The following is an 11,195-nucleotide window of genomic DNA, read 5'->3' on the forward strand; positions in this document are numbered from 1 at the left end:
CGGGACAAGGCTGTGCCAATAAAATGTTATAACCGCGTCCTGCTGCTGTTGGCCTGTGTGGCCATTGCGGCGGTCGCGTTACCCTTTGTAAATGTCGCGCCAAACCGTCTGGTGTCGGGCGAACCGCGCGCGCTCTGGCAGATCTGGTCATTTACGCCGCTACTGCTGGGCGCGGCGCTGGCGAGTACTGTAGCCTTAGCCTTCTGGCCAGGGCGAGCTGCCCTTTGGCTGACGCTTCTGCTCAGCGAAGCACTGTTTATCGTGCTGTTCTGGAGCGCGGGACAGGCGGCAACGCAGATGGCCTCGGTTGAAAGCCCGCTGGCGCGCACGTCGATTGGCAGCGGGCTGTGGCTGTGGCTGGCACTTTGTCTGCTGGTCTGTAGCGATGCCATTCGCCGTCTCACGCCGCTACCCGTCTGGCGCTGGCTGCTGAACGCGCAATTCTGGGTCATCCCTCTGCTGATCCTCTTCAGCGGCGATCTGAATCAACTCTCGCTGTTAAAAGAGTACGCCAACCGCCAGGAGGTGTTTGACAACGCGCTGGCGCAACATCTGACGATCCTGTTTGGGACGCTGATCCCGGCGCTGCTGCTGGGCGTGCCGCTGGGCATCGGGTGCTACCGGCATCCCAGCCGCCAGGGTGCCGTCTTTACCGTGCTCAACGTTATTCAGACCATCCCCTCCGTTGCCCTGTTTGGCCTGCTGATTGCCCCCCTGGCCGGTCTGGTGAAATCCTTCCCTGCGTTGGCCGCGGCAGGCATTGCCGGAACCGGGCTGACGCCTGCCCTTATCGCCCTTGTGCTGTATGCGCTGCTGCCGCTGGTGCGCGGCGTGGTGGCGGGGTTAAGCCAGGTTCCGCCTGACGTGCTGGAAAGCGCCCATGCGATGGGGATGAGTGCGCGCCAGTGTTTCTGGAAAATACAGCTGCCGCTTGCGCTTTCGCTGCTGGTTCGCAGCCTGCGGGTGGTGACGGTGCAAACCGTGGGGATGGCGGTGATTGCCGCGCTGATCGGGGCGGGCGGCTTTGGGGCACTGGTGTTCCAGGGGCTGCTGAGCAGCGCGCTGGATCTGGTGCTGCTGGGTGTTGTGCCCACGATTGCGCTGGCGGTCGTACTGGATGCATTGTTTGCCCTGTGGCTCGCGCTGCTCAGGAGAAGAGCCAATGATTGAATTTCATGATGTGAGTAAAACCTTTGCGGGCCGTCCGGCGGCAAGCCACCTCAATCTGCATTTTGCCGAGGGGGCGTTCTCGGTATTGATCGGGACGTCGGGGTCGGGAAAATCGACGACGCTGAAGATGATCAACCGGCTGGTGGAACATGACAGCGGGACGATTCGCTTTGCCGGAGAGGAGATCCGCAGCCTGCCGGTGCTGGAACTGCGGCGGCGTATGGGCTACGCCATTCAGTCCATCGGCCTGTTTCCCCACTGGACGGTGGCCCAGAACATTGCCACCGTGCTACAGCTGGAAAAATGGTCCCGGGGGAAGATCAATGAGCGTGTCGACGAGCTGATGGCGCTGCTGGGCCTGGACGCGTCGCTTCGCGACCGCTATCCGCACCAGCTTTCCGGCGGACAGCAGCAGCGGGTCGGGGTGGCGCGCGCGCTGGCCGCTAACCCGCAGGTGCTGCTGATGGATGAGCCCTTCGGCGCGCTGGATCCGGTCACCCGCGGCGCACTTCAGGCGGAGATGAGTCGCATCCACCGTATTCTAGGGCGCACCATCGTGCTGGTGACGCATGATATCGACGAAGCGCTGCGGCTGGCCGATCGTCTGATACTGATGGATCACGGCGAAGTCGTCCAGCAGGGTACGCCGCTTGAGCTGTTAACCTCGCCGGCGAATGATTTTGTGCGTGAATTTTTTGGCCGCAGCGAGCTGGGCGTCAGGCTGCTCTCGCTACGCACCGTCAGGGACTATCTGCGTCCGCAGGATGCGCAAATCGGTGGTGAACCGCTGCACGATGGGATGAGCCTGCGCGATGCCCTGTCGGCGTTTGTCGCCCGGCAGTGCGAGGTGTTACCCGTTGCGGACGGGCAGGGGACGCCATGTGGGACGATCCATTTTCGCGATCTGCTGGCGGGGGAGGTGACGCGTGAAGTGGGTCCGTGATCCGTTACTCTGGCTGACAGGGCTGTTTATCGCCTTACTCTACCTGATGCCGCACAGCGCGGCGCTGTTTAATGCGCTTATCCCCGGGCTGCCGCGCCCGGTGTACCAGCAGGAGAGCTTTGTTAATCTCACCCTGGCGCACTTCTGGCTGGTGGCGGTGTCAAGCGTGATTGCCATCGTGCTGGGCACAGGCGCCGGGATTGCGGTGACGAGACCTGCGGGCAGGGAGTTTCGTCCGCTGGTGGAGACCATCGCCGCAACGGGGCAGACCTTCCCGCCGGTGGCCGTGCTGGCGATTGCCGTGCCGGCGATTGGTTTTGGGCAGGAGCCTGCCATCATTGCGCTGATTTTGTACGGCGTGTTGCCCATTCTGCAAGGGACGCTGGCGGGGATTGCGGCGGTGCCTGCATCGGTGCTGAGCGTAGCGGAAGGGATGGGGATGAGCGCCTGGCAGCGGCTGGTGAAGGTCGAACTGCCGCTGGCCGCACCGGTGATTATCGCCGGCGTGCGAACGTCCGTGATTATCAACATTGGTACGGCAACCATCGCCTCGACGGTCGGAGCCAATACGCTGGGAACGCCGATCATTATCGGGTTAAGCGGGTTTAATACGGCTTACATTATTCAGGGGGCGGTTCTGGTTGCGCTGGCGGCGATTGTGGTGGATCGCCTGTTTGAACGCCTGGCCGGATACCTCAGCCAACACCGCCGCGAACAATAAATGAATAACCTGCAAGCATAACGCCACCGATACCGCTGATGGCCATCAGTGCAAAGAGGGTAATTACGGCCAGTTTCGTTGCCTTCATCATGTGCTCCTGTTGTTAACGGAACAATTATACGGTGAAGCGCAGCTGTTAATGAACCATTAAATGCCGTTACGACGCATTTGGCCCCAGCGAGTAAACGGGATAACCATGTTCGCGCCATTCCGTCAGGAGCTGCTGCTGGGAAGCGAAGGGGACTTCGCCGCACCAGACCAGCAGCGTCTGTCCCTCAAACAGTTCCGGCCTGAGCTGGGCCAGGGAGTGGGCAAGCACGTCAACGCGCCAGCCCTGCTGGGTGGCAATCCAGGCTTCGAGCCACAGCCGGGTGGTATCGTGTACGTTCCAGCCGATCACCAGCGCATCTTTGCTGTTTTTATTCCGCGCTGAGGCAAGACAGACGGAAATATAGTTAATCAGCACGCCATCAAGCATGCTGAGCAGTGCCTGTAAGGTGGTTTGCTGACACTGAAGCCGACGCCGTAAGGGAATAAAAAGATGGGTGATCAGGGTTTGCGCCGGGTAGTCTCGACCCTGTTCTTTGATCCAGCCGCGCAGACGCTGCAAATTGCCACTCTGCAACAGCCTCAGCAGCGTTTCCTGCTGCTCGCGCCAGAGAAGTTGCGTATCTGGATCGTCCTGGCTCAGAAGCGATTTTACCTTGCCGACCTGTACGCCATTGTCGATCCAGCTTTTGATCTCGCGGATCCGGTCAATATCCGCATCGTTAAACAGGCGGTGCCCGCCGTCCGTTCTTTGCGGCTTAAGCAATCCATACCGTCGCTGCCACGCCCGTAGCGTAACGGGATTGATATCACACAGGAGTGCCACTTCACCTATTGTGTAAAGCGCCATTTTCGCCCCCAGGCTTGCGCGTCCCCAGCTTAACTGTAGACCCACTTTGCGGAACCAGGAAGATTTGATTCTTTTTTGTACAAATTATACGAAAGACAGGTTATCTCCGGCAAAAGGTGTGATGGCGGACACGATTTATCGCTTTTTTGGCACGTTTCAAAGAAAGTTAACCGCTATCAGTGTATGTTACGCGTTTTTAGAATGTGCGGTTTGTGAGTATGTACGAGTTTAATCTGGTGCTGCTGTTGCTTCAGCAGATGTGCGTGTTCCTTGTCATCGCCTGGTTGATGAGCAAAACGCGCCTGTTTATCCCGCTGATGCAGGTTACCGTCCGTCTGCCGCACAAATTCCTCTGCTACGTCGTATTTTCCATATTCTGCATTATGGGGACCTGGTTTGGTCTCCATATCGAAGATTCCATTGCCAATACGCGCGCCATCGGCGCGGTAATGGGCGGGCTGCTCGGAGGCCCGGTTGTCGGCGGTCTGGTGGGGTTAACCGGCGGCCTGCACCGCTATTCGATGGGCGGTATGACGGCGCTGAGCTGCATGATCTCCACCATCGTCGAAGGGCTGCTCGGTGGTCTCGTCCACAGCTATATGATTAAGCGCGGTCGCCCGGATAAAGTGTTCAGTCCCTTTACCGCAGGGGCGATTACCTTCGTGGCGGAAATGGCGCAGATGGCGATCATCCTGCTGATCGCGCGCCCGTTTGACGATGCGTTACATCTGGTCAGCAGCATTGCCGCACCGATGATGGTCACCAATACCGTAGGTGCGGCGCTGTTTATGCGCATTCTGCTCGACAAACGCGCCATGTTCGAAAAATACACCTCGGCATTTTCTGCCACCGCCTTAAAAGTTGCGGCGTCGACGGAAGGGATCCTGCGGCAGGGATTCAACGAGGAGAACAGTATGAAGGTGGCGCAGGTGCTGTATAAAGAGCTGGATATCGGAGCCGTGGCGATTACCGATCGCGAGAAGCTGCTGGCGTTTACCGGTACCGGCGACGACCACCATCTGCCGGGCAAACCGATCTCCTCGGCCTATACCCTGCGCGCTATTGAAACGGGTGAAGTGGTGTATGCCGACGGAAATGAAGTGCCGTACCGCTGTTCCCTGCATCCGCAGTGCAAACTCGGCTCTACGCTGGTCATTCCCCTGCGGGGTGAAAACCAGCGCGTCATGGGCACTATTAAGCTTTACGAAGCCAAAAACCGCCTGTTCAGCTCCATCAACCGCACGCTGGGGGAGGGGATCGCCCAGCTGCTTTCGGCGCAAATCCTGGCGGGGCAGTATGAACGGCAAAAAGCGCTGCTGACGCAGTCAGAAATTAAGCTCCTGCACGCTCAGGTGAACCCGCATTTCCTGTTTAACGCGCTCAACACGCTGAAGGCGGTGATCCGCCGCGACAGCGATCAGGCCGCGCAGCTGGTGCAATTTCTCTCGACCTTTTTCCGCAAAAATCTGAAGCGACCCTCGGAGATCGTCACCCTCGCGGACGAGATTGAGCATGTAAACGCCTATCTGCAAATTGAAAAAGCGCGCTTCCAGTCACGTTTACAGGTGTCGTTATCCGTCCCGGACGATCTGGCGTATCAGCATCTTCCTGCCTTTACCCTGCAACCGATTGTAGAAAATGCCATTAAGCATGGGACGTCGCAGCTGCTGGGAAGTGGAGAGATTATGATTTCCGCTTCCCGTTTTAACCACCATCTGGTGCTGGATATTGAAGACAACGCGGGGCTGTATGAAGCTTCCGCGTCAGGCGGTCTGGGCATGAGCCTGGTGGATAAACGCCTGCGCGCCCATTTTGGCGATGACTGCGGTATCACCGTCGCCTGTGAGCCAGACCGCTATACCCGAATTACCTTACGATTGCCGCTGGAGGAGAACGCATGTTAAGAGTGCTGATTGTCGATGATGAGCCGTTAGCACGGGAAAACCTGCGTGTTCTGTTGCAGGAGCAGAGTGATATCGAGGTTGTGGGGGAATGTGCCAATGCGATTGAAGGCATCGGTGCGGTGCATAAACTGCGCCCGGACGTGCTGTTCCTCGATATTCAGATGCCGCGCATCAGCGGGCTGGAGATGGTCGGCATGCTCGACCCGGAGCACCGTCCCTATATCGTCTTTCTGACGGCCTTTGATGAGTACGCGGTAAAGGCGTTTGAAGAGCACGCATTTGATTATCTGCTGAAGCCGATTGAAGAGAAACGGCTTGAAAAGACCCTGACCCGCCTGCATCAGGAGCGTACCGTGCAGGACGTGACGCTGCTGCCGGAGCATCAGCAGCCCCTGAAGTTTATACCCTGTACCGGGCACAGCCGGATTTACCTCCTGCAAATGGACGACGTTGCCTTTGTCAGCAGCCGTCTGAGCGGGGTATACGTCACCAGCGCTGAAGGTAACGAAGGCTTTACCGAGCTGACCCTGCGCACGCTGGAGAGTCGCACCCCGCTAATCCGCTGCCATCGTCAGTATCTGGTGAACATGGCGCACCTGAAGGAGATCCGTCTGGAAGATAACGGCCAGGCCGAGCTGGTGTTACGTGCCGGGCAAACCGTTCCCGTCAGTCGTCGCTACCTGAAAAGTTTGAAAGAGGCGATAGGGCTGTAAAACTGGTACACTGCGCGCCATTGCATCATCGACATTCGAAGGCCCTATGCTAAGTAACGATATTCTTCGTAGCCTGCGCTACACCCTGAAAGCGAACAATAATGACATGGTGCGCATTCTTGCGCTCTCCGACATGGAATCCACGTCCGCCGGGTTCGACACCTGGATGACTAAAGAAGATGAAGAGGGTTTTGTTCGCTGCCCGGACATTATTCTGTCGGGCTTTCTGAATGGCCTGATCTACGACAAGCGCGGCAAAGATGAATCTGCGCCTGAGCTGGCGCTGGAGCGTCGGGTGAATAACAACACGGTGCTGAAAAAGCTGCGTATTGCTTTCTCCCTGAAAACTGACGACATTCTGGCGATCATGACCGAGCAGAAATTTCGCGTGTCGATGCCGGAAATCACCGCCATGATGCGCGCGCCGGATCATAAGAATTACCGCGAGTGTGGGGATCAGTTTCTGCGTTATTTCCTGCGTGGGTTGACGCAGCGGGTGCATAACCAGAAGGGGTGATTTTAGCCGGGTGGCGGCTTCGCCTGACCCGGCCTACAAAACCCGTAGGCCCGTGCAAGCGTAGCGCCGCCGGGCAAAAAAAAGCCGGATTCTCATCCGGCTTTTTTATTACTTCACCTGCTGACCCGGCTTCGCGCCTTCGTCAGGGCTTAACAGGAAGATATCTTTCCCGCCCGGGCCTGCGGCCATCACCATCCCCTCAGAGATGCCGAAGCGCATTTTGCGCGGCGCCAGGTTTGCCACCATCACGGTCTGACGACCAATCAGCACTTGCGGATCGGGATACGCGGAACGAATGCCGGAGAAGACGTTACGCTTCTCGCCGCCCAGATCCAGGGTCAGACGCAGCAGTTTGTCAGAACCTTCCACGAACTCCGCGTTTTCGATCAGCGCCACGCGCAGGTCGACTTTGGCGAAATCATCAAAGGTGATGGTCTCCTGAATCGGATCGTCCGCCAGCGGGCCGGTCACCGGTGCGGCAGCCGCTTTCACCTCTTCTTTGGATGCTTCCACCAGCGCGTCAACCTGCTTCATCTCGATGCGGTTATACAGCGCCTTGAAGGTGTTCACCTTGTGGCCGAGCAGCGGCTGCTGGATGGCATCCCAGGTCAGTTCGGTGTTCAGGAATGCTTCCGCACGGGCTGCCAGCTGCGGCAGAACCGGCTTCAGCCAGGTCATCAGCACGCGGAACATGTTCAGACCCATGGTGCAGATCGCCTGCAAGTCGGCGTCGCGGCCTTCCTGTTTCGCCACCACCCACGGCGCCTGCTCGTCCACATAGCGGTTGGCCACGTCTGCCAGCGCCATGATTTCGCGAATGGCTTTACCGAATTCACGGCTTTCCCAGGCTTCGCCAACCGCAGCGGCGGCGTCGGTGAAGGTTTTATACAGCTCAGGATCGGCCAGTTCGGCAGAAAGCACGCCGTCAAAGCGTTTGGCGATAAAACCTGCGTTACGGGACGCCAGGTTCACCACCTTGTTGACGATGTCCGCGTTCACGCGCTGCACGAAATCTTCCAGATTCAGGTCGATATCGTCGATGCGGGAAGAGAGCTTCGCGGTGTAGTAGTAGCGCAGGCTGTCCGCGTCAAAGTGGTTCAGCCAGGTGCTGGCCTTAATAAACGTCCCGCGAGATTTAGACATCTTCGCGCCGTTCACTGTTACGTAGCCATGTACGAACAGGTTGGTCGGCTTGCGGAAGTTGCTGCCTTCCAGCATTGCTGGCCAGAACAGGCTGTGGAAGTAAACGATGTCTTTACCGATGAAGTGATACAGCTCGGCATCGGAATCTTTCTTCCAGTATTCGTCGAAGCTTACGGTGTCGCCGCGCTTGTCACACAGATTCTTGAACGACCCCATGTAGCCAATCGGCGCATCAAGCCAGACGTAAAAATATTTGCCCGGCGCGTTCGGGATTTCGAAGCCAAAGTAGGGCGCATCGCGGGAGATATCCCACTGTTGCAGCCCGGATTCGAACCACTCCTGCATTTTGTTCGCGACCTGCTCCTGCAACGCACCGCTGCGGGTCCACGCCTTCAGCATTTCGCTGAACGACGGCAGGTCGAAGAAGAAGTGCTCGGAGTCACGCATCACCGGCGTCGCGCCGGAGACCACGGACTTCGGTTCGATAAGCTCGGTCGGGCTGTAGGTTGCGCCGCACACTTCGCAGTTATCGCCGTACTGGTCCGGGGATTTACATTTCGGACAGGTGCCTTTGACGAAACGGTCCGGCAGGAACATGCCTTTTTCCGGATCGTACAGCTGAGAGATGGTGCGGTTTTTAATGAAACCGTTCTCTTTCAGACGGGAGTAGATCAGCTCTGACAGCTCGCGGTTTTCGTCGCTGTGCGTGGAGTGATAGTTGTCATAGCTGATGTCAAAGCCAGCAAAATCGGTCTGATGCTCCTGACTCATTTCGGCGATCATCTGTTCCGGGGAAATGCCCAGCTGCTGCGCTTTCAGCATGATCGGCGTGCCGTGGGCATCGTCCGCACAGATGAAGTTCACCTCGTGGCCGCGCATTCGCTGGTAACGGACCCAGACATCAGCCTGGATATGCTCCAGCATGTGGCCGAGGTGGATTGAGCCGTTGGCGTACGGCAGGGCGCACGTTACCAGAATTTTTTTCGCGACTTGAGTCATAGTAGGCATTACTTCTTTTAACTGTGAAAAGGGTTTTCGATATTACCAAAAGGGGCATTATTAAGTAAGCACAAACCGCGGCCTTTCAGGTAAACTTGTTTGTCTAAGGTCTTATTCACAAGAACAAAGGAGTCGGGATGAGTTCTCAATCCCAGGCCAAATCACCGGAAGCCTTACGAGCAATGGTCGCCGGGACGCTGGCTAATTTTCAGCATCCAACCCTGAAGCACAATCTCACGACGCTGAAAGCGCTTCATCACGTCGCATGGCTGGACGATACGCTGCACATTGAGCTACAGATGCCGTTCGTCTGGACCAGCGCCTTTGATGCTCTGAAAGAGCAAACCAGCTCTGAGTTGCTGCGCATTACCGGCGCAAAAGCAATTGACTGGAAGCTAAGCCACAGCATCGCCACGCTCAAGCGCGTGAAAAATCAGCCGGGCGTTAACGGCGTGAAGAACATCATCGCCGTCAGCTCGGGCAAGGGCGGGGTGGGTAAATCGTCGACCGCCGTGAACCTGGCGCTTGCGCTGGCGGCTGAAGGGGCGAAAGTCGGCATTCTGGATGCGGATATCTACGGCCCGTCCATTCCAAACATGCTGGGGGCGGAAAACCAGCGTCCAACCTCGCCGGACGGCACCCACATGGCGCCAATCGTGGCGCACGGTCTGGCGACCAACTCCATTGGTTACCTGGTCACGGACGATAACGCAATGGTCTGGCGTGGCCCGATGGCCAGCAAGGCGCTGCTGCAAATGTTGCAGGAGACAATGTGGCCTGACCTCGATTATCTGGTACTGGACATGCCGCCGGGCACCGGTGATATCCAGCTGACGCTGGCGCAGAACATTCCGGTTACCGGCGCCGTCGTGGTCACCACGCCGCAGGATATCGCGCTGATCGACGCCAAAAAAGGCATCGTCATGTTCGAGAAGGTGGAGGTGCCGGTACTGGGTATCGTCGAGAACATGAGCATGCACATTTGCAGCAACTGCGGGCACCATGAGCCTATCTTTGGTACCGGTGGTGCCGAAAAGCTGGCGGCGCAATACCACACGCAACTGCTGGGGCAACTGCCGCTGCATATCACACTGCGTGAAGATCTGGATAGCGGTAAGCCGACGGTGGTCAGCCGTCCGGATAGCGAATTCACGGAAATCTATCGTCAGCTGGCGGGGCGCGTTGCGGCGCAGCTTTACTGGCAGGGCGAAGTCATTCCGGGTGAAATCGCCTTCCGCGCGGTTTAACGCCTCTGCGCGTTAGTGCCGGGTGGCGGCTTCGCCTTACCCGGCCTGGCTCGATTTTGTAGGTCAGGTAAGCGTAGCGCCACCTGACTTTACCCAAGCCGATAGTGCATCAAATAATACTCTCCGTCCGGAGAATCTCCCGTCGCCTCAATGTGCCAGCCGTGGCGCTGGTAAAACGCAACCGCCCGCTCATTCTTCACCAGACACTTGAGTGAACCCGTGCTGGTAAACGTCTTCTGCACGTGTTCAAGCAACACATGTCCGACGCCCAGGCTCTGATAGTTCGGATCGACAAACAGGTTGTGCAAAAAATTATCGTTCGTCGAGACTGAGGCAAAGCCAAGTCGGTGCCCATCCTGCTCCGCCACCCAAATCCCTTCGTCCAGGGTTGCCGCGTCAAAATCTTCAAGCTGCCACGCAGAACTGTCCATCCACGGCCAGGCTTCACGTCGGGCGTGAAGGAAGAGCGTGCGCAGGAAAGGGCGATCGCTCTCCTGCCACGGACGGATTAGGATCGTATCAGCGGTGATAGAAAATATCTCCGTTATAGGCTTTGTAGATTTTGCCATCGGCATCGCCAATCAGAACATAATTCTCACCCATGTAGGTCCAGTGTGTGTCGGCATCGGGCGCGGGAAGGTTACGCAGCTGGTACTGTTTGATGGTGTACTCAGGCGTCTGATACTGCGCGGGCGCGGTGTCGCCGATTTTAAACTTCGTAAAATCGGCAATAAACTCTTGCTCTTCATAGGCCTTGATGCCGGAAGGCGCTGTCGATGTTTGCGGTGCAGCGTGCGCGGCCCCCGCCAGTGACAGTAATACACCCAGAAGCAACAATTTACGCTTAGCCATTTTTTCTCCAGTCATATCGTTACTGATACTTTTTGTGTGCAGATCCGCTAACGGATGGCAGACAGTTCATTTTAAGTATCCTCACAGG

At 57.5% G+C, this 11,195-nt stretch carries 12 protein-coding genes; 7 read left to right on the forward strand and 5 right to left on the reverse strand.

What is annotated here, in order from left to right; all coding sequences use genetic code 11:
* Window positions 1-12: 12 nt before the first annotated feature.
* Genes SK62_RS06685 through SK62_RS06695 form a run of 3 tightly spaced genes read left to right on the forward strand, consistent with a single transcriptional unit; the run spans window position 13 to window position 2,834 of the window.
* Window positions 13-1,170 carry an ABC transporter permease gene (locus SK62_RS06685; protein ID WP_048249359.1) on the forward strand — a complete coding sequence of 386 codons (1,158 nt, stop codon included), beginning with the start codon at window positions 13-15 and terminating at the stop codon, window positions 1,168-1,170.
* Complete coding sequence (locus SK62_RS06690) at window positions 1,163-2,113, forward strand: ABC transporter ATP-binding protein (protein WP_015572334.1); 951 nt, start codon at window positions 1,163-1,165, stop codon at window positions 2,111-2,113. Before SK62_RS06685 ends, SK62_RS06690 begins: the two co-directional genes overlap by 8 nt.
* Entirely contained in the window at window positions 2,097-2,834 is a 738-nt protein-coding gene (locus SK62_RS06695; protein ID WP_017383373.1) for an ABC transporter permease, read from the forward strand. Before SK62_RS06690 ends, SK62_RS06695 begins: the two co-directional genes overlap by 17 nt.
* Here the strand turns inward: SK62_RS06695 and SK62_RS22125 are convergent.
* Window positions 2,809-2,922, reverse strand: coding sequence for a protein YohO (locus tag SK62_RS22125; RefSeq protein WP_017383372.1), 114 nt, complete (start codon window positions 2,920-2,922; stop codon window positions 2,809-2,811). The two genes, SK62_RS06695 and SK62_RS22125, sit on opposite strands and share 26 nt — an antisense overlap.
* 69 nt (window positions 2,923-2,991) lie before the next feature.
* Window positions 2,992-3,732, reverse strand: coding sequence for an HTH-type transcriptional regulator MlrA (gene mlrA, locus SK62_RS06700; RefSeq protein ID WP_059295774.1), 741 nt, complete (start codon window positions 3,730-3,732; stop codon window positions 2,992-2,994).
* A 218-nt stretch (window positions 3,733-3,950) separates the two neighbouring features.
* Here mlrA and SK62_RS06705 point away from each other — a divergent pair, with 218 nt between their 5' ends.
* The 3 genes from SK62_RS06705 to SK62_RS06715 are packed head-to-tail and all read left to right on the forward strand — an operon-like array spanning window position 3,951 to window position 6,866.
* Window positions 3,951-5,636, forward strand: coding sequence for a sensor histidine kinase (locus SK62_RS06705; RefSeq protein WP_017383370.1), 1,686 nt, complete (start codon window positions 3,951-3,953; stop codon window positions 5,634-5,636).
* The gene (gene btsR, locus SK62_RS06710) at window positions 5,630-6,349 is read left to right on the forward strand and encodes a two-component system response regulator BtsR (RefSeq protein WP_015572336.1); all 720 of its coding nucleotides are present in this window, start codon (window positions 5,630-5,632) and stop codon (window positions 6,347-6,349) included. The genes SK62_RS06705 and btsR overlap by 7 nt, the downstream gene beginning before the upstream one ends.
* Window positions 6,350-6,395: 46 nt before the next feature.
* Complete coding sequence (locus SK62_RS06715; RefSeq protein ID WP_015572337.1) at window positions 6,396-6,866, forward strand: YehS family protein; 471 nt, start codon at window positions 6,396-6,398, stop codon at window positions 6,864-6,866.
* A 108-nt stretch (window positions 6,867-6,974) separates the two neighbouring features.
* Here SK62_RS06715 and metG read toward each other — a convergent pair whose 3' ends face one another.
* Complete coding sequence (gene metG, locus SK62_RS06720; RefSeq protein ID WP_023304104.1) at window positions 6,975-9,008, reverse strand: methionine--tRNA ligase; 2,034 nt, start codon at window positions 9,006-9,008, stop codon at window positions 6,975-6,977.
* 137 nt (window positions 9,009-9,145) lie between these two features.
* Here metG and apbC point away from each other — a divergent pair, with 137 nt between their 5' ends.
* Complete coding sequence (apbC, locus tag SK62_RS06725; RefSeq protein ID WP_017383367.1) at window positions 9,146-10,255, forward strand: iron-sulfur cluster carrier protein ApbC; 1,110 nt, start codon at window positions 9,146-9,148, stop codon at window positions 10,253-10,255.
* 89 nt (window positions 10,256-10,344) lie between these two features.
* On the opposite strand, the gene SK62_RS06730 is transcribed toward apbC, so the two are convergent.
* On the reverse strand, window positions 10,345-10,824 hold the full coding sequence (locus SK62_RS06730; RefSeq protein WP_032619327.1) for a GNAT family N-acetyltransferase: 480 nt from the start codon (window positions 10,822-10,824) through the stop codon (window positions 10,345-10,347).
* Window positions 10,775-11,107: an RcnB family protein gene (locus tag SK62_RS06735; protein ID WP_047719271.1), complete on the reverse strand. Its 333-nt coding sequence runs from the start codon at window positions 11,105-11,107 to the stop codon at window positions 10,775-10,777. Before SK62_RS06735 ends, SK62_RS06730 begins: the two co-directional genes overlap by 50 nt.
* Window positions 11,108-11,195: the final 88 nt, after the last annotated feature.

Origin of the sequence: Enterobacter sp. BIDMC109 (assembly GCF_001037885.1) — a bacterium.
GTDB classification, from domain to species: Bacteria; Pseudomonadota; Gammaproteobacteria; order Enterobacterales; family Enterobacteriaceae; genus Enterobacter; species Enterobacter hormaechei_C.